Below are 22,403 nucleotides of genomic sequence, written 5' to 3' on the forward strand. Positions count from 1 at the left end.
GAGTGGTTAACGAGTGCAGGGACTCGTCAACCACTCACAAGCACCGGAGGTGCCTACCCCATGAACTGCACTTTCTGCGAAATTGTCGCCGGTCGCGCCGAAGCCAGCGTCGTGTACGACAACGACGAGGTGATGGCGTTCATGGACATCCGGCCGTGGACCCCCGGACACCTGCTGGTGGTTCCCAAGCGGCACGCGACCGGACTGTCCGACCTCGACCCCGCCGATGGTGCCGCAGTGTTCACCGCGGGACAGCGGATCGCGACCACGTTGCGGCACGGGTCGTTACGCGCCCATGGCGTAAACCTCTTCCTGGCCGACGGAATCGCCGCCGGTCAGGAGGTGTTCCATGTTCACCTCCACGTCGTTCCCCGCACGAACGGTGACGGATTCGGGTTGCGCGGAATGCCGACGTCGCCCAGCCGGATGGCGCTGGAGCAAACTGCCGGCGTCATCCGATCGTCGCTTACCTGACCTGCGCCGAGTCGAACCGGACTTCGCCGGCGACCCCGTTCGGATCGAAGCGGCGTTCGGTGATGTCGTAAGTGCCGTCCGAGCGGACACGGAGGACGGTCGACGCCCGGGTGCCGTACTCGCCGTAGTGGATGAAACGCGACGACAGTGCCCGTTCGAGGTCCGGCCCGACCCCGGTGTCGGGCAGCGACTCCCACGGTGCCGGCTCGCTCTGGGCGAGGACGGCGAAATACGCCTCGAGGTCGGCGTCCGGCTTACCGTCGTCGGCGGCGAGGGCGGCGCCGAACGCGCGGGTGCCCTCGGTGACCTTCGGCCATGGGGTGTCGAGTTCGGCGTTGGACAACCCGTGGATGCCGGGTTCGACACGCTGCCGGCGGCCGTGCGGCCGGTTGGTGGACCACCACAGTTCCTCCCGGTCGGCGACGAGCAGGTTGAAGCTGCCGTAGGCACTGCCGGTTGCGGCGACGCTGTCGGCATGAAAGGCCGCCGAGTCCTCGGAGAGGAGGAAATCGACGGGCAGCCGCCCGCGGGACAACGCCCCGGCCGCAGGGGACCCATCGCGGACGTTGGTCACGGCCGCGAACCGTAATCCGTCACTGATTCCCATCCAGGTGCCGCCCGCGAGGAGGTCCCGGCCGGCGACGAAACCCTCGTCCCAGCGGTGCAGCGGCTCGGTGGGGCGGGCGTAGAACTCGTCGCGGTTGGCTGCCACGACCAAGGGAAGGTCGGGGTGGGTATGCCACGCGAACAGGACCAGACACATGCTTCCGACAGTAGTGTGCGCTGGACCCCGAAGTATTTCGACAGCACCTGCCATCGCGAAGCGAGGCACTACGACAGCGCAGACTACGGTGTCGCGAGCGTCTTCTCCAGGGCTCGGCGCAGTTCGGACTTGCTGATCTTGCCAACGCCTGTGACCGGGAAGTGTTCGACGAACATCACCTTGTCGGGGACCTTGTACTCGGCGAGGCCGCGGCCGCGCACGAATTTCTTGAGTTCTCCTTGCGTCGGTTGTTCGCCGAGGACGACGACGAAGGCGCAGGTGCGTTCGCCGAGGTAGGGATCGGGCATCGACACCACTGCGACGTCGGCGACGCGGGGATGTGCCAGAAGATGGTTCTCTACCTCCTCTGCGGCTACTTTCTCGCCACCGCGGTTGATTTGGTCCTTGGCCCGGCCCTCGACGACGAGGTATCCGTCGTCGGTGAGGCGAACGATGTCACCGGTGCGGTAGAAACCGTCCTCGGTGAACGCCGTCGAATTGTGTTCGGGTGCCCGGTAATAACCACGAATGGTGTACGGGCCGCGGGTGAGTAGGTGACCGGAGGCGCCGGCGGCAACGGGTACGTCGTGGTCGTCGACGACGAGCACCTCGTCGTCGGGGCTGATCGGCCTGCCCTGCGTGGAGACTAGGATGCTCTCCGGGTCGTCGAGTCTCGTGTAGTTGACGAGGCCCTCCGCCATGCCGAACACCTGCTGCACTGTGCATCCCAGTTCGGGCCGCACCCGCTTGGCCGCCTCGGCACTGAATTTTGCGCCGCCGACCTGTAACACCTCGAGACTCGACAGGTCACGTTCGGTGCGGGCGGCGGCGGCCAACCACGCCAGTGCCAGCGGTGGAACGAGCGACGCCATGGTGATGCCTTCACGCTCGATGAGGGCGAAGGCAGTGTCGGGACTGGGATCCGGTGCCAGCACGACGCGACCGCCTGCGTGCAGGACACCGAGGATGCCGGGCGAGCTCATCGGAAAGTTATGTGCAGCAGGCAGAACAACGAGCATGCGGGTGTGCTCGTCGACGCCACAGATGCGAGCCGATTCGCGCACCGAGTACAGGTAGTCGGCGTGCGTGCGAGGAATCAGTTTCGACACCCCGGTGGTGCCACCCGACAGTTGCAGGAAGGCCACCGACTCCGCGTCGACCGGCGCCTCGACGGTGATCGGGGCCGAGCCCCGCAGATCGTCGAGCGCAACGAATTCCTGCGCGTCTCCGGCGACGATCACCGTCGGCGGCTTTTCCGAAGACGACACCACCTGGCGGGCCAGTGCGCGGTAATCGAAACCGGCGTGCCGGTCGGTGACGATGTATGCGGCCGCGTCGGTGAAACTGCAGAAGTAGGAGACCTCGTGCTCGCGGTGCGCGGGCAAGGCGAACACGGGCAACGCGCCGAGGCGAAAGAGCGCGAAGACCACTTCCACGTACTCGACGATGTTCGGTAACTGCACGACGACCCGATCACCGGGGTGGATGCCCGACTCGAGAAGTCCGGCCGCCAATCGACCGGCGCGGTCGGTGAGTTGGCGGTAGGTGAGGCTCGTTTCTCCTCCGGTGGCGTCCGGCCCCACCACCGCAACGGCATCCTCGAACTCCGCTGCGCGTGCGCCGAGAAACTGCTGGAACGTCTCGTCCGTCCAGTAACCGGCCTGCCGATACCGTTCGGCGAAGGAGGCGGGATATCCGGTGGTGTCGGAGAGGGGCGCGCGCAGGCTCGTGGTCATCGAAAGTCCTTTCGCAACTTGCTGTTCGGTCTCACGCCCGGAGGGTGGCGCCGCCGTCGACGTACAGGGCCTGCATGGTGATGTGCCGCGCGCGATCGGAGAGCAGGAATTCGACGGAATCGGCGATGTCAGCGGCGTCCGCGATCCGGCCCAGGGGGATGCCGACCTTGAACGATGCGAGATCGCCGTCGATCGCGGCGCGGGCCCCCTCGTCGTCGGCGGGGTCGGACCACAGCGACCGCTGCATGGCGGTGTCGGTCGAACCCGGTGCCACGATGTTGGCGCGGATCCCGTACTCGGCCAACTCGAGTCCGAGGACCCGGACGATCATCGCGACTGCGGCCTTGGATGCGCCGTACGCGCCCATTCCTGTGCGCGGCACGCCGGCAGCATTGGAGCCCACCACGACAATCGAACCCTTTCTGCGCTGGCGCATTTCGATTCCGACGGCCCTCAGCACGTTGACCAGTCCGGTGACATTGACGTCGAAGACGCGTTGCCAGCTCGCGGGATCGGCGTCGAGTATCGAACCGGTTTCGAGTATTCCGGCGACGTGCGCGAGTGCGGTGACGGGGCCGTGCCGGTCCTCGATGTGTCGTACGGATTCTGTGACGGCGTCGGAGTTGCGGATGTCGACGACCTCGGTGTCGAGCGGCGACCGGTCCAGGAGGGCGGCAGCGCTGCGCAACCCGTCGCCGTCGCGGTCGAGCAGCGCCAGGCGATGACCTCGCCGGGACAGAGTGACGGCGGTGGCCTGCCCGATACCGTGTGCCGCGCCGACGACGAGGGTGACTCCGTCGCTCACGGCTCCACTCCCAAACCGGCCAGGATCGTCCCCAATTTCGTTGTCGTCTCGGCGAGTTCGTCGTGAGGGTCGGATGCGGCGACGATGCCACCGCCCGCGTGCGCGACGATCGTGGTGCCGCGGGCGTCGATCTCGGCGCACCGGATGCCGACCATCCATTCGCCGTCCCCGTCGGAGTCGGTCCAGCCCACCGCTCCGGCGTAGAAGCCGCGGTCGCCCTCGAGTTCGGCGATCAGCCGGCGTGCGGCGTCGGTGGGAGTGCCACAGACGGCGGGTGTCGGGTGCACCGCTACGGCGAGGTCGAGGGCTGTGACCGAGCGGTCTCGCAACCGACCGGAGACGGGTGTGCCGAGGTGCCAGAGGTGGGGGGTGCGGGTGAGGGACGGACTGTCGGGGATGTCGAGTTCAGTGCACAGCGGTGCGAGGCTCGCCCGGAGCGCGTCGACGACCAGCGCGTGTTCACGCAGATTCTTCTCGGACGCGGCGAGACCTTCACCTGTCCGACGATCCGACTCGGGGTCGCTGCGGCGCGGCGCAGAACCGGCCAGGGGGTGGCAGCTCACCGCGTCTCCTCGGCGCCGGATCAGCACCTCGGGACTCGAACCGACGAGGTGCTTTCCCGACCAGGCGTCTCCAGCCGCGCCCAGAGCGACGCTGAAACCGTTGCCGCCCTGGTCGTGTGCGACCAGTCGGGCGAGCAATGCATGGGGGTGCAGACGTTCGTCCGCGTGCAGTGTGAGTGACCGGGCGAGGACCACCTTCTCCAGAGTGTTGTCCGGCGAATGCAATTCGCGTAGCGCGGCTTCCACCCGGGCGACGTGCTCGGCCTCCGTGGGGGCCGCTGGTCCGATCCGGATGCGCGGGAGCTCGCGGTATTCGCCGTTCCAGCTCCCGGATTCGTGTTTCAGCGACTGCGGCGTGACGAGTGCGGACGGGTGTTCGGGGTCGAAGGGGAGCGCGCCGACTATGGCGGTGGCACGGCCGTCGCGCAGCGCCTCGGCTGCTGCGAGGGTGGAGTCGTACTGCGCGCGGGTTCCCACGGCAACGACCGTGCCGTGGGGGCGGGAAAGGATGAACGGTGTGCTCGACGGTGAATCCGCTCCGATGTCGGCGGATTCGGCGACTGCCGTCGATTCCATGTGTGATCCCCTCTCGATAACCGGCGAACTCACGTCAGACTATATGGTTAGCCTAACCTTTGGTTCGGTGCCGATTTCGATGCTGGTCGACGTCACCCGCACGCGGCGGGGAGGGCAGGCTTTCGCAACGGGGGCCCGACGCGACCGTCATTCGCCGGCCGGCGGCGCGGTACTCGGCGCAGGCGCAGCGGCGGATTTCTTCGGCATCGCCACGGCAGCGAGCACGAGAATCACGGCGGCGCCGAGGGCGGCTACGAAGACCAGGTGCAGGGCTTCGGCGAGATCGGCGCGGGCGGGGTCCTCGGTGCCGCCGAGGCGGGCGTTGACGAGGGCTCCGAAGAGGGCGACCCCGACGGCGCTGCCGATAGACCGGGCGAACATGTTGGTGGACGTGACGACACCGCGCTCCGACCAGTCGACGCTGGCCTGCGCGGCGATGAGGGTGGGGCTGGCGACGAGGCCCATCCCGCCGCCGATGACGAAGCAGCAGAGCGCCACCTGCCACACCGCCGACTCGATGGACAGGATGGTCGTGAGGGCGGTGCCCGCGACGACCAGCAAACTGCCCGCCGTGGCCGTGACCCGGAATCCGAAGCGCAGGTACACACGCCCGGACAGCGACGCGGCGATCGGCCAGCCGATGGTCAGGGTGGCCAGTGCGAACCCGGCCACCAACGCGCCCGTCCCGAGCACACCCTGGGCAAAGGTCGGCACATACGTGGTGAGGCCCAGGACGATGGCGCCGACCAGAAGCGAGACGACGCTACTCGCGGCGAGGACTCGTCGCGTCAACACCCACAGCGGGAGGATGGGTTCCGCGGCTCGCCGTTCCACCAGGACGAAGACGAACAGGAACACGCCGCCGGCGGCGAAGATGCCCAGACTGACCGGCGAACTCCACGCCCAGGCCTGGCCGCCTTCGAGCAGGCCCAGAATGAGGAGCGTTGCGCCCACGGCGAGCAGTCCGGCCCCCGTGTAGTCGATGGACCGGCGGGTCCGCGCCCGCTTCTCGTCGAAGTTGCGGATCAGCATCACCGCGGCCAGGAGGCAGAGCGGAATGTTGACGAAGAAGATCCAGCGCCACGACAGATACTCGGAGAACACGCCGCCCAGCGTCGGTCCGACCACCGCCGACATTCCCCACACGCTCGCGAGGTAACCCTGCGCTTTCGCACGTTCGGCGAGCGTGTAGATGTCGCCGGCGATGGTCATGCTCATCGGCTGGACCGCGCCTGCCCCAAGACCCTGCACGGCGCGGAAGGCGATGAGTGCCGGCATGCTCCAGGCAAGCCCGCACAGGACCGACCCGAGCGCGAAGAGGCCGATCCCCAGAAGCATGACCGGTTTCCGGCCGAAGATGTCGGCGAGTTTGCCGTAGATCGGCACGGACACGGCCTGGGTGAGTAGATAGATGGAGAAGAGCCAGGGGAACTGGGTGAATCCACCGAGATCGCCGACGATGGTGAAGACCGCGGTGGAGATGATGGTGGCGTCGAGGGCAACCAGGGATGTCGTGAGCATCAGCGCTACGAGTACCGGACCGCGCTCCGACCGGAACCCCACATCGACGGGCGCTGTGTCGGTTGTCATTGCTCACCTGATTCGTACCTGGGATCACATCGTGTCGTAACCCACGGTAACGACATGGCTCAGGAGGGTGTTCCGCGCGGTCGGCTCAGGGGCCCGACCTCACGGTAGAGCGCAACGATCGACCCCGGAACGCTGTGAGCGCCGCAAGGTCAGCGCCCGGTCTGTCCGGCAGGACCGATAGGCTGGCTCACCGTGCGCCCCTCACTCGATTCCTACGCCCATCTGGCCGGTGGCAAGGTCCGCGACCTCTACACGATCGACGACGAGCACCTGCTGTTGGTCGCGAGCGATCGCATCTCCGCCTACGACCACGTTCTCGGTACCACGATTCCGGACAAGGGCCGGGTACTCACCGCGATGAGTGTCTTCTTCTTCGGCGTGCTCGGTGGCAGCAACCATCTGGCGGGTGAGCCCGACGACAGTCGCATCCCCGAGGAGGTCCTCGGCCGCGCACTCGTGGTGCGCAAGCTCGAGATGGTTCCGATCGAATGTGTCGCCCGCGGTTACCTCACCGGTTCCGGCCTGATCGACTACAACGAGACCGGTTCGGTGTGCGGGGTGCCCCTGCCCGAGGGGTTGGTGGAGGCCAGCCGGCTCCCTGATCCGATCTTCACCCCGGCCAGCAAGGCGGAGCTGGGGGAGCACGACGAGAACATCACCTTCGACGTCGTGGTCGACAAGGTCGGTCAAGACCTGGCGATCAAACTGCGGGACGACACCCTGGACATCTACGGCAGAGCAGCCAACTTCGCCGCCGACCGTGGGATCATTCTCGCCGACACCAAGCTCGAGTTCGGCCTCGACAAGAAGGGCAACCTCGTGCTCGCCGACGAGGTCCTCACACCCGACTCGTCCCGCTACTGGCCGGCCGACGGGTACGAGGCCGGGAAGGTGCAGCCGAGCTTCGACAAGCAGTTCGTCCGTAACTGGCTCACCAGCCCCGAGTCGGGCTGGGACCGCGCGTCCGACACGCCGCCGCCGCCGCTTCCCGCGGAGATCGTCGCGGCAACGCGGCAACGCTACATCGACGCGTACGAGCGCATTTCGGGATTGTCGTTCGCGGAGTGGGTGGGCTGAGCGATGACCACCGAGAACAAGATTCTGACCCCGCCCGTTGCCAAGAAGGTTCCCACCGAGCGGGTCCATCACGGACACACTTTCGTCGACGAGTACGAATGGTTGCGCGACAAGGAAGACGCGGAGGTGATCGCCTACCTCGAAGCCGAGAATGCGTACACCGAGCAGGAGACCGCCCATCTGGCTCCCTTGCGCGACCAGATCTTTTCGGAGATCAAATCCCGGACACAGGAAACCGACATGTCGGTGCCCACCCGGATGGGGGAGTACTGGTACTACGCCCGGACCATCGAGGGTAAGCAGTACGGCGTGCAGTGCCGGACACCGATCGCGGGTCCCGACGACTGGACGCCGCCGGAGCTGACCCCGGGGGTCGAACTCCCCGGTGAGCAGATCCTGCTCGACGGCAACGCGGAGGCCGAGGGTCACGACTTCTTCTCCGTCGGAGCCTTCTCCCTCAGTCACGACGGCACGCTGCTCGCGTACTCGGTGGACGTGGTCGGCGACGAGCGCTACACGCTCCGGTTCAAGAACCTCGTCACCGGCGAATTGCTGCCCGACGAGATCACCGGCACCGCACCGGGAGTTACCTGGGCGATCGACCACCGGCATGTCTTCTACCTCACGGTCGACGAGTCCTGGCGCCCCGACACCGTGTGGCGTCACCGGCTCGGCACCGCCCGCGAGGAGGACGTCGCCGTCTTCCGGGAGCCCGACGAGCGGTTCTGGGTTTCCGTCGGATCCACCCGCAGTGAGAAGTACCTGATGATCTGGGTGGGTTCCAAGATCACCAGCGAAGCCCGGGTCCTGGAATCGGCAAATCCTGAAGGTGAGTTCCGGGTAATTCTTCCGCGGCGCGAAGGCGTCGAATACGGCGTCGAACATGCAGTGGTCGCGGGCGAAGATCGTTTCCTGATCATGCACAACGACGTCGTCGACGGTGAGAAGGCCGAGAATTTCGTGCTTGCCGAGGCGCCGGTGTCGGATCCGACGTCCTTGACCACGCTGATCTCGCATCGGTCGGATGTACGACTCGAGGAGGTCGACGCCTTCGCCGACCATCTGGTGCTCAGCTACCGGCGGGAAGCGTTGACTCGCTTGGCGATCTGGCCGCTCGGCCCGGAGGGGTACGGCGAGTTCACGGAGATCGCCTTCGACGAGGAACTGTTCAGCGTGGGCCTCGGCGCCAATCCGGAATGGCAGCAGCCGACTCTGCGGATGGCGTTCACCTCGTTCATCACGCCCGGGCAGGTGTACGACTACGTGTTGTCGACGGGCGAACTGGCGCTACGGAAGTCGCAACCCGTGCTCGGGGACTTCGACGCGCGCAACTATGTGCAGCAACGTGATTGGGCCATCGCCGCCGACGGTACCCGGATTCCGCTGTCGATTGTGAGGCGTGCCGACGGTGCCCCGGACGAACCGGCGCCGACACTCCTGTACGGCTACGGCTCGTACGAGGCCAGCATGGATCCCGCGTTCTCCGTCGCACGGCTCTCGCTCCTCGATCGGGGAGTCGTGTTCGTCGTCGCACACGTGCGTGGCGGCGGCGAGATGGGCCGGCATTGGTACGAGAACGGCAAGACACTGACGAAGAAGAACACCTTCACCGATTTCGTCGACTGTGCACGTCACCTCGTGGACACCGGCCGCACCACTCCGAACCAACTCGTCGCGGACGGCGGCAGTGCCGGCGGTCTCCTGATGGGCGCAGTGGCCAACCTGGCTCCGGAACTCTTCGCAGGCATCCTCGCCAACGTTCCCTTCGTGGACCCGCTCACCTCCATCCTCGATCCGTCGCTTCCGCTGACGGTGATCGAGTGGGACGAGTGGGGTAATCCGCTCGAGAACCCCGAGGTGTACGAGTACATGCGTTCGTACAGCCCGTACGAGAACGTGGAGGCCAAGGATTATCCGGCCATCCTCGCGATCACCAGCATCAACGACACGAGGGTCCTCTACGTCGAGCCGGCGAAATGGGTGGCCAAGCTTCGGGCCACCAAGACGGGCGACTCGCCGCTGCTTCTCAAAACCGAGATGAGCGCGGGCCACGGAGGCGTGAGCGGGCGCTACGAGAAGTGGAAGGAAGTGGCGTTCGAGTTCGCCTGGGTGCTCCACATAGTCGGGAGGGCCTGACACCAGGTCCGCCCGACATGAGCGTCCTCGTTCCGGAACCATGGGCGAACTCGGGCCTGCCATTCGAGCGACAGGTTTAAGCTGATCGTCATCCTGGTTCCGACGCGACGAGGAGGTGACGCTCGTGACAGAGATGGCGATCGACACGGCGCGAGCGGTCGAGCATTTCGCGGCGATGCTCCGTGTCCCCACGGTGTCCACCCGGGGCGACGCGAACACGGACTGGACGTTCTTCGCGCGTTTCCGGAGTCTTGTCGACGAGTTGTACCCGCTGGTGCGGGAGAATCTCGACAAGGAGATCATTGCCTCGCATTCGCTCGTGTACCACTGGGATGTCGGGGTGCCCGACAAGCCGATCGTGCTGATGGCGCACCAGGACGTCGTGCCCGCACACGACGAGGGATGGACTCATCCACCGTTCGGCGGGGTAGTGGCGGACGACGCCGTCTGGGGGCGCGGTGCCATCGACGACAAGGGCGTGCTGGTCAGCATTCTCGAGGCAGTCGAAGGGCTGCTGCGCAGTGGTGTCGTCCCGGCCCGTGACGTCTATCTGGTTTTCGGCCACAACGAGGAGGTCGGAGGAGACGGCATTCCACAGGTGGTGCACACGTTCCGGGAGCGGGGGATCGTGCCGGGCGTGGTCATCGACGAGGGCGGTGGAGTTGCCGGCGACGCGTTTCCCGGAGTCGACGCGACGCTCGCGGTCCTCGGAACTGCCGAAAAAGGGATCCTCGACCTGCAGTTGACGGCGAAGGACCCTGGTGGTCACGCGTCGATGCCGGGGAGGAAGACCGCTACCGCCCGGCTTGCCCGCGCCATCACCCGCGTCGACCACCACAAGTTCCCGGCCCGGCTCACCGAACCCACCGTCGACCTGCTCACCAACGTAGGCGTCCATGCGAAAGGTCCGCTGGGCACGGTGCTCTCCCGGACCGACACCTTCGGACCACTGCTGGCGAGGGTGCTGCCGAGCGCCGGTGCCCTGATGAACGCCATGTGCCGCACCACGGCAGTCGCTACCGTCCTGGAAGGCAGTGCCGCCAACAACGTGATGGCGGAGACGGCGCGTGCAGTGCTCGATATCCGCATACTGCCGGGCGACACCGTGAACGGCACCGTGGAACGGATACGGAAGACGATCCGCGACAACGACATACAACTCGACATCCTCGGCTCCACTGAACCGTCACCGGTGTCGCGGACGGACGACGAGGTGTTCGCCCGACTCCGGCAGGTGGTAGCCGATACCTTTCCCGGGGCGATCGTGTCACCGTTTCTCCTGGTCGGCGCCACCGACGCCCGACACATGGCCCGGATCAGTGAGTACGTCTATCGCTTCTATCCCTTCGAGCTCGACGCCCGGAGCCGGGCGCTCATTCATTCCACGGACGAACGCCTGTCGATTGCCGGGTTACGGAACGGGATCGAGTTCTTCAGCCGGCTGATCCGCGACTGGCGTTAACGGTCCGGTGCGTCGGCTCGCCGGCCGGTCGAGGTCGCGTCGGCGAGCACGTCCTCGGCCATCGCCACGAGTTCGGCGGCCACCCGATCGAGCGCCTGCGTGCTGCGTTGCGCTCTCGACAGCACGAGTGCGCCTTCGATCGCGGAGATCGACATGGTGGCGACGGATTGGGCACGGGACATCCGTACGCCGTGCTGCCAGAGTGAGGCAGCGATGGTGGCCTCCCAGGAACTGAAGGCTTCACCCGCCGCATCCTTGGCAGTGGGGCATTCGCCACTCGACAATGCGCCGGCGGCGACCGGGCACCCGGACGAGAAATCCGTCTCCACGAGTTCCCGGCGGAACAGATCGATGATCAGGACGAGTGTCTCGACGGGGCCCTTGTTCGAGAGGCTCTCGCTGATGAGGGAGCCCATCAGGCCACCGGCCCGGTGCGTGGCCTCCTCGGCCAGCTGACTCTTCCCGCCGGGAAAGTGGTGGTAGATGGACCCGCGGGGCGCGTCTGCGTGCGCGACGACGTCGGCCAGCGACGTCGCGTCCACGCCCCGCTCGCGGAAGAGGGTGACGGCGCTCAGCAGCATTCGGTCGCGTGCTGTCGGTCGCTTACTCATTATGTGGACCAGCATAGCTCGTCGACCTGCTCCCGGAAGTCGTTCTCGAACTCCCTGCCGGACTTCGTGCGGAAACACGGCAACCGCCCATTGACTGTAACTAGGCGTAACGCATACTCTCGCCGCAGAAGATATGCAGTCCCGCATAACAGCGACGAGGAGTCGATTCCAGTGCCACACACCACAGCGGTTCATCCAGCCGCGCCTCGAACTACCGACAGCGGCATGAGTCGTCGAGCGCGCTACCTCGCGCTCCTCGTCATCTGCCTGGCCGAACTGCTCGTCGTTCTCGACAACACCATCGTCAACGTCGCGCTGCCCTCACTCGGCGTCGAGTTGCATACCGACATCAGCGGCCTGCAGTGGGTGGTGGACGCCTACACCCTGACCTTCGCGGGCTTGCTGCTCGCGTTCGGCCACCTCGGCGACAGATACGGGCGGCGGCGGGTCATGATGATCGGGCTGGCCGGTGTCGCCGTCATGTCCGTGGGCGGCGCACTCGCGACCGATCTGGGGCAGGTGATCGCCGCCCGGGCCGCCATGGGTGTGTTCGCCGCCGCGGTGTTCCCGGCGACACTCGCGCTGATCATCAACATCTTCACCGATGTGAAGGAACGGGCGGTTGCCATCGCCGCCTGGACGGCAATGGCGGGAATCGCGATCGCGATCGGCCCGACCGCAGGTGGCTGGCTCCTCGAGCACTTCTCGTGGCATTCGGTGTTCTGGATCAACGTGCCGGTGGCATTGGTCGTGCTGGTTCTCGCTCGGCTCCTGATTCCCGAGTCGAAGACCACACACGTCGGCAGGCTCGACCTGCTCGGCATCGCCTTCTCGCTGCTCAGTGTGACCACGTTGGTGTGGACCATCATCGAAGCGCCGCACCAAGGATGGGTTTCGGCGATCAGCCTGTCCGGCTACGCGATGTCGGTCGTGTTCTTCGCGGCGTTCGTGTGGTGGGAACTGCGCACCGACTCCCCGGTCCTCAACATGCAGCTCTTCCGCATCCGGCGTTTCTCGTTACCGGCGCTGGCGATCGCGGTTGCCTACTTCAGCATGTTCGGATTCCTCTTCATGATCACCCAGTACTTCCAGGGCGTGATGGAACTGACGCCGCTGCAGTTCGGGATCCACTCGTTGCCGTTCGCCGCGGCGATCGCCGTCGGCGCGCCGCTGGCCACGCTGATCGCGCAACGGATCGGCACCACCGCAGTCATCGTGTTCGGTCTCGTCGTCATGAGTGTCGGAATGTTCATCGCCGGGCAGGTGAAGGTCGAAACCCCCTACCTAGGAGCGGTGGTCGTCTCGATGGTGTTGATGGGGCTGGGACTGGCCATCGTGCAGGGGCCGGCCACCGAGTCGATCATGTCCTCGGTGCCGCTCGAGGAGGCCGGAGCCGGTTCCGCTGTCAACGACACCACCCGTGAGGCGGGCGGCACCCTCGGCGTCGCAGTACTGGGGTCGATCGTCGCTTCGGTGTATACGACCAAGGTCGGACCGCGCATCGATGCCATCCCCGACTTCCTGATGACGCCCTACGAGAAGAGCTTTGCGCGCGAAACGGTGATCAGTGTGCTCGAAATCGTGAAGCGACCCACCGTTCCCGCGTTCGCGCAGCAGAAGGCCGACCTCGTCTACGCCATGAAGGCGGCGTCGCTGGAGGGCTTCCAACTGGCCTCCTACGTCACCGTATCGGTCTCGCTGCTCGTCGCTGTTGCGGTGGCCGTCTTCCTGCCGTGGAAACCGGCCGCCGAATCCGTTCTGCTGGCCTGGAAAGAACCGTCCGCGAAGTAGTCGGGCCTCGAACAGAAGGAACCTCGTATGAACAACGTCCCCACGGGAAAGAACATGAGCGCCGACCTGATCGACGCACTGGAGCTTCCTTGCGGTCAGCGCTTGCCCAACCGGTTGATGAAGGCGGCACTCAGTGAGGGACTCGCGAACAAGGACCACGGTCCCGACCCGCGCCTCGAACGCCTGTACACCCGCTGGGGCAGTGGCGGCTACGGACTGGTGGTCACCGGAAACGTCATGGTCGATCGCAGCCACCTGGGCGAACCGGGCAATGTGGTCCTCGATGACGACCGAGACCTCGACGGGCTCCAACGATGGGCCAAGGCAACCCAGGACGGCGGCGCACCCATCTGGATGCAGCTGAATCATCCCGGACGGCAGGCGAATCCACTCGTCACTCGCACTCGCCCCGTCGCTCCGTCGGCGGTGGCGTCGAACATCCCGGGAATGACCACACCACGTGCACTGACCGAATCGGAGATCGAGAACATCATCGATCGTTTCGCCGCGGCAGCGGGCATAGCGGAAACGGCGGGATTCAACGGTGTCGAGATTCACGGTGCGCATGGATACCTGGTTTCGCAGTTCCTCTCACCCCTCTCCAATCAGCGCACAGACCGCTGGGGCGGCGACTCCGAACGGAGAATGCGGTTCGTTCTCGAAATAGTCCGCCGTATCCGCTCCGTCGTGGCACCGAGCTTCGCTGTCGGCATCAAACTGAACTCGGCAGATTTCCAGCGCGGTGGATTCACCGAAACGGAGTCACGCTCGGTGGTCGAGCAACTGTCCGTGGAGAGCATCGACCTGGTCGAAATCAGTGGCGGTAGCTACGAATCCCCGGCCATGATGGGCCGGAACGCGAGCGTATCCACCAGTACGAGGCAGCGGGAGGCCTATTTCCTCGACTACGCCGCGTCGGTGCGCGAGGCGGCGGGTGACGTACCGCTTGCGGTCACCGGCGGATTCCGGTCACGCTCCGCCATGGCCCGGGCCGTCGATTCCGGAGTGTGCGACGTGATCGGCCTCGGCCGTCCGACGGTGACCACCCCCGACGCGGGATCGGCGCTTCTCGTGGCGGGCGGCGACCGAGTCGACGCCATCCCGGTCTCTTTCGGTCTGCGTGGCGGACTGTCCCGGATCGCGAACCTCCGGGCCCTGGACGGCGCCCTGGATCTGCAATGGCACACCGACCAGCTGGAGCGGCTCGGTGCCGGCATGGACCCCGACCTCGATCGGCCGTGGTGGAAGACCGCGGCGTCGATGATCAACCGGAACGGCGTCGGCGCTCTCCGCAGCAAGCGGGGTGGCTGACGGACATACGGTTTCCTCAGCGCAACGCGTACCGAATTTGCGGTCGTCCCGCCCGGCCGTACTCCGTGTGCCGGGCGAGGACGCCGTCGTCGGCCAGTCGTTCGAGGTACCGCCATGCGGTCACACGGGACACACCGATCGCGGCGGCCACCTCGGCGGCAGTCAGGGGTCCTGCTGCGTCCCGGATGCACGCGGAGACGTGGTCGAGGGTCTGCGGAGCCACACCTTTCGGCGAACTCGCGCGTTCATCCGAGGTGCGCAGGGCAGACATTGCCCGGTCGATGTCCTGCTGGCTCAACGCGTTACTGCCAGCAGGAAGTGCGTCCCGGAACTCGCGGTACCGTTCGAGTTTGTCGCGGAACGCGGCGAAGGTGAACGGCTTCAGCAGATACAACGCGATCCCGCGGGCCACCGCGGTACGCACCAACTCGAGGTCGCGGGCCGAGGTGACAGCGATGACGTCGGGGCTGGGCCGGATCCCGCTCAGCGCGGCCGCAACATCGAGACCACTCGAATCCGGCAAACCGAAGTCCAGCAGGACGAGGTCGATCGGATCCCCGGTGCTGCCGGCTTCCGCCACGGCGCGCATCGCACTGCTGCCGTCATGGACGACGGTATGCACGGAGAACCCGGGCACCCGCTCGACATACGCACGATGAGCCTCGGCGATCAGCGGCTCGTCCTCGACGATCATCACTCGAATCACGAAGGCGCTCCGGCGATCGGTATCTCGACGACGATCATCGAGCCCAGTGACGGTTCGGTGCGGATCGTTCCCCCGTGGCGTGTCACGACCTGCACGACGAGGGCGAGTCCCAGCCCGCGCTGGCCGGATTTCGTCGAATAGCCACGGGTTACGGCCTTGTCGAACACCTCCGCGGGAATACCCGGACCACTATCCGCAACGCGCACGACCATCGACGAATCCTCCTCGCATACAGTGACTTCCACCCAGGGTCCGTCGGTCGTCTGCTCCGCAGAACCGCGCGCGGCGTCGATGGCATTGTCCACGAGGTTACCCACCAGCGTGACCAGTTCCCGCGCGGTGAGCGGCGTGACGGGACCCAGTGCGGTGTCCTCGGTGACGATCAAGTCGACGCCCCGTTCCGCCGCAACGCCCACCTTGCCGAGCAGCAGCGCTGCCAGTGCCGGTTCGTGTACCGCCGTCATCAGCCGGTCGATCAGCTCCTGGGACAGACGCAGATCATCCGTGGCGAACGCGATCGCGTCGTCGTAGCGGCCCAGTTCCACCATCGTGATGATGGTGTGTAGCCGGTTGGCCGACTCGTGGGCCTGTGAACGCAAGGACTCGGCGAACCCACGTACCGAGTCGAGTTCACCCATCACGCTTTGCATTTCGGTGCGGTCACGCAGGGTCAGTACCGTGCCGATGCGCTGTCCCTCCCATTCGACGGGTTCACGGCTGACGAGGAGAACGCGGTCGGTGGTCAGATGTATCTCGTCGCGCGGCTCGCCGGTGTCCGACGGGGCGGGGGCGGTGGCCGTACGCAGCGACGGTGGCAGGGCGGAAACGGGCACCGGGCCGTCGGGTAGATCGAGTAGTCGGCGGGCCTCGTCGTTCACTACCTCGGCGGTCGCGTCGTCGCCGTCGGTTCGACCGAGAACCACCAGACCCTCGCCGATCGAATGGAGAACGGCGGCGTGGTGCTCGTACATACGCCGCAGTTCATCGGGCGCCATTCCGAGTGTCTGACGGCGCAGCCGCCGGCTCAGCAGGAACGAGCCGGCCGCGGACACCACGAGTCCGATTGCGGCGACGGCGAAGATAGTGGGCAGGCTCTTCGCCACCTGGTCGCCGATCTTCTCGCGGGTGACACCCACCGAGACGAGACCGACGATGCGGCCGCCGTCGTAGATGGGGGCCACCGCCCTGATGGACGGACCGAGCGAACCGGCGTAGGTCTCGGTGAACGTTTCCCCGGCGAGCGCACGCTCGATGTTTCCGGAGAACGTGCCACCGATGAGCTCCGGGCTGGTGTGCGTGAAGCGCGTGCGGTCCGGGGCCATCACCACGATGAAGTCGGTTCCGGTGGCCGTGCGGATCCGTTCGGTCTGCGGTTGGAGAATCGCGCTGGGGTCGGGAGTGCGCAGCGCTGCAACGGTTCCGTCGGACAGGGCCAGCGCCGTGGCCACTGCCGTCACCGCACGCCGGGTGCTGTCGTCGCTGTCGCGTCGCTGATCGAGGACGGCAAGCAAAGTTCCCGCAGCGATCACCAGCGTCAAGACCGCCAACTGCAGGAGGAACAGTTGACGCGCCACGCTCATGGGCCGTCTCGGCAGTGGTCGTCGCACAGCACTCTCCTGAACGTAATGAACACAAACTTCTCCAACCGAGCGATCGCTTACAAGATTCTCCACAAGACGTGATCGCGGTCACTACCCGGCTTATCGATCAGCTTGCCATTCGAACTGGAGGACCACCCCATGAGTACTGCGACAGGGAAAACGAAGAAACGCGACCGTACCCACTGGTTGTACATGGGGGTCATCGTCGCCGTGGTCGCGGGCGTACTCGTCGGATGGCTCGCGCCGGGGGCAGGCAAATCGCTCGGTGTCCTGGGCACGATGTTTGTCGACCTGATCAAGATGATGATCAGCCCGGTGATCTTCTGCACCATCGTGCTGGGAATCGGGTCGGTGAAAGCAGCGGCCAAGGTCGGCAAGGTCGGCGGGCTCGCTCTCACCTACTTCATCGGCATGTCGACCGTCGCCCTCGGCATCGGCTTGGTGGTGGGCAACCTCCTCGACCCGGGTAGCGGCCTGAACGTCAGCCCAGACACCGCCGGAACCGGCGCCCAGCTGGCCGAGAAGGCGCACGGCGCAGGCGGCACCGTCGAGTTCATCGGGTCGATCATTCCCACGTCACTGCTGTCCGCGCTCACCGAGGGGAACGTCCTGCAGACCCTCTTCGTGGCCCTGCTCGTCGGCTTCGGTCTGCAGGCGCTGGGTAAGCAGGGTGAGCCGATCCTGCGCGGGGTCGGCTACGTGCAGAAGCTCGTGTTCAAGATCCTGTCGATGATCCTGTGGCTGGCCCCGATCGGTGCCTTCGGCGCCATCGCCAACGTCGTCGGACAGACCGGACTCGGCGCAGTCGTTCAGCTCGCGACCCTGATGCTGGGCTTCTACCTGACCTGCCTGATCTTCGTCTTCGGAGTTCTCGGATCGATCCTGCGCGTCGTCGCCGGAGTGTCCATCTTCAAGCTCGTCCGCTACCTGGCCCGCGAGTACCTGCTGATCTTCGCCACGTCCTCGTCCGAGTCGGCCCTGCCCCGCCTCATCGCGAAGATGGAGCACATCGGCGTCGAGCGCACCACCGTCGGCGTCGTGGTCCCGACCGGATACTCGTTCAACCTCGACGGCACCGCGATCTACCTGACCATGGCATCGATCTTCATCGCAGACGCGATGGGCCAGCCGCTGTCGCTTCCCGAGCAGCTGTCGCTGCTGCTGTTCATGATCATCGCGTCCAAGGGCGCCGCCGGGGTGAGCGGTGCAGGTCTCGCTACCCTCGCCGGTGGGCTGCAGAGCCACCGCCCCGAATTGCTCGACGGGGTCGGGCTGATCGTCGGCATCGACCGGTTCATGTCCGAGGCGCGCGCAGTCACCAACTTCTCCGGCAATGCCGTCGCGACGCTGCTCGTCGGCTCGTGGACGGACACCGTCGACAACGACCGCGTCCGCAAGGTCCTCGACGGGAAGCTGCCCTTCGACGAGGAGACCATGGTCGACGACGGTCACGGTCAGGTCGTCGAGCAGGAGAAGGCAACCCCTGCCCGCGAAGACGACTCCCGCGTGCTGCTCACCCACTGACACCACGAACGAACAAAGAAGCGCTGTGCGCCCGGGCGGATCTCCGCTTGGGCGCACAGCGCTTGTTGTCGCTACGTTGGGTGTCATGACGACTCCTGTGCAGAATATTGCCATCAAAACCCTGGGCGGCGTGCCCACCTCGCTCGGCGAATACGACGGGCGCGCAGTTCTCGTGGTGAACGTGGCCTCCAAGTGTGGGCTCACCCCCCAGTACAAGACCCTCGAAAAGCTGGCGACCGATTACGCCGACCGCGGTCTCACCGTCATCGGGATTCCGTGCAACCAGTTCATGGGACAGGAGCCAGGGACTGCCGAGGAAATCGAGACGTTCTGCTCCACCACCTACGGCGTCACCTTCCCCCTGCTCGAGAAGATCGAGGTGAACGGCGACAATCGTCATCCGCTGTACGAGGAGCTGACCAAGGCTGCCGACGCCGACGGGGAGGCGGGGGACGTGCAATGGAACTTCGAGAAGTTCCTCGTCGCACCCGACGGCACCGTCGTGAACCGGTTCCGTCCGCGCACCGAACCCGACGCCCCCGAGGTCGTGGCCGCGATCGAGGCTGTCCTGCCGAAGTAGGCCCTTCGGGCTCGTGCGCCTTTCTGGTGGCCCAGGCGACCAGAAAGGCGCACGACCTTTGCCTGGCGTTCACCTTGGGCTGTCACCCTGGAAGTCATGACCGGACAGTTGCTCGTGTCGGTGTCAGGACTTCGACAGGAAACGCGCGACTTCGCCGCCGCGTTCGCCGAGGAGATGGACGCGCGGGGTGTGCCGCTGTCGCTGCTGGTCGCTCCGCGCCTGAAAGACAAATACCGCCTGGTCAACGACTCGGCGACCCAGGACTGGCTGCGTCTGCGCCTTTCCCGGGGCGACGCCGTTGTCCTGCACGGCTACGACCAAGCCGCCACAAAACGTCGTCGCGCAGAGTTCGCGGCACTTCCCGAACACGAAGCCCGACTGCGGTTGATCGCCGCCGACCGCGTGATGGAGCAGACCGGCCTGCGCACCCGGGTGTTCGCCCCGCCGCGCTGGCTGGCGTCGCAGGGTGCCGTCGCGGCCCTGCCTTCCGCGGGGTTCCGCCTCCTCGCGAACATGACCGCTATTCACGACCTCGAACGGGGGTCGTCCGTACGGTCGCGCGTACTGGGCATCGGCGAGGGGTTCCGGGCGGAGCCGTGGTGGTGTCGGGCGCTCGTCCACGGCTCGGGGCGCGCGGCGAAGCGCGGGGGAGTGGTCCGCCTCGCGGTCACGGCCAAGCAGCTGGGTACCCCCGGCCCGCGGCAGGCGATTCTCGACGCCGTCGACCTGGCCCTTCAGTACGGCGCGGAGCCGACGGTCTACCGGTGGCAGCCGCGACATCCCCGGGTGGGCGCCGCCTGACCCGTGAGTACTTCTTAACAGCGGGCGGTTGAGAAGTACTCACAGGGGCGTCAGGCCACCTCGACGCTCGATTCGCTGGGAAGGGTGCGGAATTCGGTTCCCGCCGGTGCCATGTCGGTGTAACGACCGTAGAAGATGCCGGTGGCCTGGTCGGCGATGATCGCCTGATGAATGGGTACGGCGACCCGGGGCGCGACGGCGCGCAGGTAGTCGATCGCCTCGGATATCTTCAACCACGGCGCCGCGGCGGGCAGAGCCAGCACGTCGACTTTCTGTTCCGGGACGAACAGCGAGTCGCCCGGATGCAAGAGCTGTGCCGGATCGCTGGAGTCGCCGAGTAGGTAAGCGGTGTTGTCGATCATCGGGATGTCGGGGTGGATCACGGCGTGCGTACCGCCGGTGCCGGTGACATGGACGTTGCCGATGTCGAACTCGTCGCCGGCATGCACCCCCGTCCATCTACCGCCGAGCTGCGCCGCGGTTTGTGGATCCGAGTACAGGGCTGCGTCGGCGTTCGCCTCGACGAGAGCCGGCAATCGCTGCTGGTCGACATGGTCGGGGTGCTGATGCGTGACCAGGATCGCGTCGAGCCCGGTGAGGCCCTCGAATCCGTGCGAGAAGTTGCCCGGATCGAACAGGATGGTGGAACCGTTCAACTCGACGAGGACGCAGCTGTGGCCGAAGTGAGTCAGTCGCATGGATTCGAGTATGCGCGCCCTCCGTCCGATGCGGGCTGCACACCGGTGGCCCGGTAAACTCCCTAGTGCCCGGTGTTCCACTCTGGGCTCGCGCACTACTAACGAGGAGCAGCACGTGGCCCGTGTCGTCGTCGAAGTCATGCCCAAGGCCGAGATTCTCGACCCCCAGGGGCAGGCCATTGCCGGGGCCCTGCCGCGGCTCGGGTTCGCTGGAATCTCGGATGTCCGCCAGGGGAAGCGTTTCGAGCTCGAGGTCGACGGCAGCGTCGACGACGCGCAGCTCGAGAAGATCGCCGAGGCCCTGCTGGCCAACACGGTGATCGAGGACTGGACCGTGAGGCGCGTCGAAGCATGAGCGCACGCGTCGGAGTCATCACTTTCCCCGGCACCCTCGACGACGTCGACGCCGTCCGTGCGGTGAAACTCGCCGGTGGCGAGGCCGTGAACCTCTGGCACGGAGACGCCGACCTCAAGGGCGTCGACGCGGTCATCGTCCCGGGTGGGTTCTCGTACGGTGACTATTTGCGAGCAGGCGCGATCGCGCGCTTCGCCCCCGTCATGGGCAAGGTCGTTCAGGCAGCTCAGGGGGGCATGCCCGTCCTCGGTATCTGCAACGGTTTCCAGGTGCTGTGCGAGGCCGGTCTGCTGCCGGGCGCACTCACCCGCAACGAAGGCCTGCATTTCATCTGCCGTGACGAGTGGCTCAGGGTGGAATCCACATCGACGGCGTGGACCTCGCGTTACGAGTCGGGTGCCGAGATTCTCATTCCGCTGAAGTCGGGCGAGGGCCGTTACCAGGCTCCCAAGAATGTACTGGACGAGCTCGAGGGTGAAGGCCGGGTCGTCTTCCGGTTCGCGGGCGACAACCCCAACGGGTCTCAGGGCGCAATCGCCGGCATCTCCTCAGCCAACGGACGCGTCGTCGGCCTGATGCCACACCCGGAGCACGCCACCGAAGCTCTCACCGGTCCCAGCGACGATGGGCTCGGCATGTTCTATTCCGTCCTCGACAGCGTCATTTCCGCCTGACCTGGACGTTTCGCCCTACGCCGATGCCTTGTCGCTCTCGATGAGCGACTCGGCGTCGGCTTCGGTGTGCAGGGCCGTTATCGGCGTCAGTGCACCGATCTCATCGTTGATGCGTTCGGGAGCGTCGTGCACGCTGATGCACGGAATGCCTTCTCTGCGGACTCGCTGCAACATGGTGGCCTCTGAAGGAAGACAGAGCCCATCGAGAACGTCTTCGGTGGCGACCGCACACACCACCGGCCCGCCGGCGAATGTCCTGGTGGTTTCCAGCCCGTGGCCGGTCGCCCACACCCGCATCGCGGCCCAATGAATCACCTCGATGAACTGGGTGGGGTTGCCGATGAACAACAACCGCCGCACAGGATGCTTCACTCTCGACGTCACACGCCCCTCCGTTGTCAGTTGCGGCCCTCTGTCAGTTGCGGTTCTCTGTCAGTTGCGGTTCTCGGGGCTTCGTCCTGCGCGAACATCGCTTCGATCCGTGATTTGATCTCTTCGGTACTCATCGACGACCTGCGTTTCGCCGGGGTCGCCGTTGCGGGCGCGGTGTGCGTCTTCGGTCCGGTCAT

At 66.0% G+C, this 22,403-nt stretch carries 21 protein-coding genes; 11 read left to right on the plus strand and 10 right to left on the minus strand.

The features are described 5' to 3' along the window. The first annotated feature begins 60 nt into the window (after nucleotides 1-60). Nucleotides 61-474 carry an HIT family protein gene (locus CBI38_RS05795; protein ID WP_109327128.1) on the plus strand — a complete coding sequence of 138 codons (414 nt, stop codon included), beginning with the start codon at nucleotides 61-63 and terminating at the stop codon, nucleotides 472-474. Here the strand turns inward: CBI38_RS05795 and CBI38_RS05800 are convergent. The 5 genes from CBI38_RS05800 to CBI38_RS05820 all read right to left on the minus strand — a co-directional run bounded on the left by CBI38_RS05800 (nucleotide 467) and on the right by CBI38_RS05820 (nucleotide 6,507). Beyond that, nucleotides 467-1,237: an NRDE family protein gene (locus CBI38_RS05800; protein WP_109327129.1), complete on the minus strand. Its 771-nt coding sequence runs from the start codon at nucleotides 1,235-1,237 to the stop codon at nucleotides 467-469. The two genes, CBI38_RS05795 and CBI38_RS05800, sit on opposite strands and share 8 nt — an antisense overlap. A gap of 83 nt (nucleotides 1,238-1,320) precedes the next feature. Then, the gene (locus tag CBI38_RS05805; RefSeq protein ID WP_109327130.1) at nucleotides 1,321-2,973 is read right to left on the minus strand and encodes a (2,3-dihydroxybenzoyl)adenylate synthase; all 1,653 of its coding nucleotides are present in this window, start codon (nucleotides 2,971-2,973) and stop codon (nucleotides 1,321-1,323) included. 31 nt (nucleotides 2,974-3,004) lie between these two features. Then, nucleotides 3,005-3,778, minus strand: a complete 774-nt coding sequence (locus CBI38_RS05810) for an SDR family oxidoreductase (protein ID WP_109327131.1) — start codon at nucleotides 3,776-3,778, stop codon at nucleotides 3,005-3,007. After that, nucleotides 3,775-4,917: an isochorismate synthase gene (locus CBI38_RS05815; RefSeq protein WP_109327132.1), complete on the minus strand. Its 1,143-nt coding sequence runs from the start codon at nucleotides 4,915-4,917 to the stop codon at nucleotides 3,775-3,777. Before CBI38_RS05815 ends, CBI38_RS05810 begins: the two co-directional genes overlap by 4 nt. 147 nt (nucleotides 4,918-5,064) lie before the next feature. Next, on the minus strand, nucleotides 5,065-6,507 hold the full coding sequence (locus CBI38_RS05820) for an MDR family MFS transporter (RefSeq protein ID WP_109327134.1): 1,443 nt from the start codon (nucleotides 6,505-6,507) through the stop codon (nucleotides 5,065-5,067). 192 nt (nucleotides 6,508-6,699) lie between these two features. On the opposite strand from CBI38_RS05820, the gene CBI38_RS05825 reads away from it, so the two are divergent. From CBI38_RS05825 to CBI38_RS05835, 3 genes are all read left to right on the plus strand, one after another. Then, complete coding sequence (locus CBI38_RS05825) at nucleotides 6,700-7,584, plus strand: phosphoribosylaminoimidazolesuccinocarboxamide synthase (RefSeq protein WP_109327135.1); 885 nt, start codon at nucleotides 6,700-6,702, stop codon at nucleotides 7,582-7,584. A 3-nt stretch (nucleotides 7,585-7,587) separates the two neighbouring features. Continuing rightward, on the plus strand, nucleotides 7,588-9,720 hold the full coding sequence (locus tag CBI38_RS05830) for a S9 family peptidase (RefSeq protein WP_109327136.1): 2,133 nt from the start codon (nucleotides 7,588-7,590) through the stop codon (nucleotides 9,718-9,720). 133 nt (nucleotides 9,721-9,853) lie between these two features. Beyond that, nucleotides 9,854-11,182 (plus strand): M20/M25/M40 family metallo-hydrolase, encoded by a 1,329-nt coding sequence (locus CBI38_RS05835; RefSeq protein ID WP_230990204.1) that lies wholly within the window; start codon nucleotides 9,854-9,856, stop codon nucleotides 11,180-11,182. Here CBI38_RS05835 and CBI38_RS05840 read toward each other — a convergent pair. After that, nucleotides 11,179-11,793 (minus strand): TetR/AcrR family transcriptional regulator, encoded by a 615-nt coding sequence (locus CBI38_RS05840; protein WP_230990092.1) that lies wholly within the window; start codon nucleotides 11,791-11,793, stop codon nucleotides 11,179-11,181. The two genes, CBI38_RS05835 and CBI38_RS05840, sit on opposite strands and share 4 nt — an antisense overlap. Before the next feature lie 225 nt (nucleotides 11,794-12,018). On the opposite strand from CBI38_RS05840, the gene CBI38_RS05845 reads away from it, so the two are divergent. After that, nucleotides 12,019-13,584, plus strand: coding sequence for an MFS transporter (locus tag CBI38_RS05845; protein WP_109327141.1), 1,566 nt, complete (start codon nucleotides 12,019-12,021; stop codon nucleotides 13,582-13,584). 27 nt (nucleotides 13,585-13,611) lie between these two features. Further along, nucleotides 13,612-14,895, plus strand: coding sequence for an NADH:flavin oxidoreductase/NADH oxidase family protein (locus CBI38_RS05850; RefSeq protein WP_230990093.1), 1,284 nt, complete (start codon nucleotides 13,612-13,614; stop codon nucleotides 14,893-14,895). A gap of 16 nt (nucleotides 14,896-14,911) precedes the next feature. Here CBI38_RS05850 and CBI38_RS05855 read toward each other — a convergent pair whose 3' ends face one another. Next, nucleotides 14,912-15,601, minus strand: coding sequence for a response regulator (locus CBI38_RS05855; protein WP_109327145.1), 690 nt, complete (start codon nucleotides 15,599-15,601; stop codon nucleotides 14,912-14,914). Further along, nucleotides 15,598-17,181, minus strand: a complete 1,584-nt coding sequence (locus CBI38_RS05860; protein WP_109327153.1) for a sensor histidine kinase — start codon at nucleotides 17,179-17,181, stop codon at nucleotides 15,598-15,600. Before CBI38_RS05860 ends, CBI38_RS05855 begins: the two co-directional genes overlap by 4 nt. 159 nt (nucleotides 17,182-17,340) lie before the next feature. Here CBI38_RS05860 and CBI38_RS05865 point away from each other — a divergent pair, with 159 nt between their 5' ends. From CBI38_RS05865 to CBI38_RS05875, 3 genes are all read left to right on the plus strand, one after another. After that, nucleotides 17,341-18,726 (plus strand): cation:dicarboxylate symporter family transporter, encoded by a 1,386-nt coding sequence (locus CBI38_RS05865; RefSeq protein ID WP_109327154.1) that lies wholly within the window; start codon nucleotides 17,341-17,343, stop codon nucleotides 18,724-18,726. 85 nt (nucleotides 18,727-18,811) lie between these two features. Then, nucleotides 18,812-19,306, plus strand: coding sequence for a glutathione peroxidase (locus CBI38_RS05870; protein WP_109327155.1), 495 nt, complete (start codon nucleotides 18,812-18,814; stop codon nucleotides 19,304-19,306). 96 nt (nucleotides 19,307-19,402) lie between these two features. Further along, nucleotides 19,403-20,107 (plus strand): DUF2334 domain-containing protein, encoded by a 705-nt coding sequence (locus CBI38_RS05875; protein ID WP_109327156.1) that lies wholly within the window; start codon nucleotides 19,403-19,405, stop codon nucleotides 20,105-20,107. Between the two features lie 50 nt (nucleotides 20,108-20,157). Here CBI38_RS05875 and CBI38_RS05880 read toward each other — a convergent pair whose 3' ends face one another. After that, nucleotides 20,158-20,805, minus strand: a complete 648-nt coding sequence (locus CBI38_RS05880) for an MBL fold metallo-hydrolase (protein ID WP_109327157.1) — start codon at nucleotides 20,803-20,805, stop codon at nucleotides 20,158-20,160. 115 nt (nucleotides 20,806-20,920) lie between these two features. On the opposite strand from CBI38_RS05880, the gene purS reads away from it, so the two are divergent. Further along, entirely contained in the window at nucleotides 20,921-21,160 is a 240-nt protein-coding gene (gene purS, locus CBI38_RS05885; RefSeq protein WP_109327158.1) for a phosphoribosylformylglycinamidine synthase subunit PurS, read from the plus strand. Then, nucleotides 21,157-21,834 carry a phosphoribosylformylglycinamidine synthase subunit PurQ gene (gene purQ / locus CBI38_RS05890; protein ID WP_109327159.1) on the plus strand — a complete coding sequence of 226 codons (678 nt, stop codon included), beginning with the start codon at nucleotides 21,157-21,159 and terminating at the stop codon, nucleotides 21,832-21,834. Before purS ends, purQ begins: the two co-directional genes overlap by 4 nt. Before the next feature lie 15 nt (nucleotides 21,835-21,849). Here the strand turns inward: purQ and CBI38_RS05895 are convergent, their stop codons facing one another. Beyond that, on the minus strand, nucleotides 21,850-22,218 hold the full coding sequence (locus CBI38_RS05895) for a hypothetical protein (protein ID WP_162603183.1): 369 nt from the start codon (nucleotides 22,216-22,218) through the stop codon (nucleotides 21,850-21,852). Between the last annotated feature and the right edge of the window lie 185 nt (nucleotides 22,219-22,403).

It is taken from the genome of Rhodococcus oxybenzonivorans, from assembly GCF_003130705.1.
Classification (GTDB): domain Bacteria; phylum Actinomycetota; class Actinomycetes; order Mycobacteriales; family Mycobacteriaceae; genus Rhodococcus_F; species Rhodococcus_F oxybenzonivorans.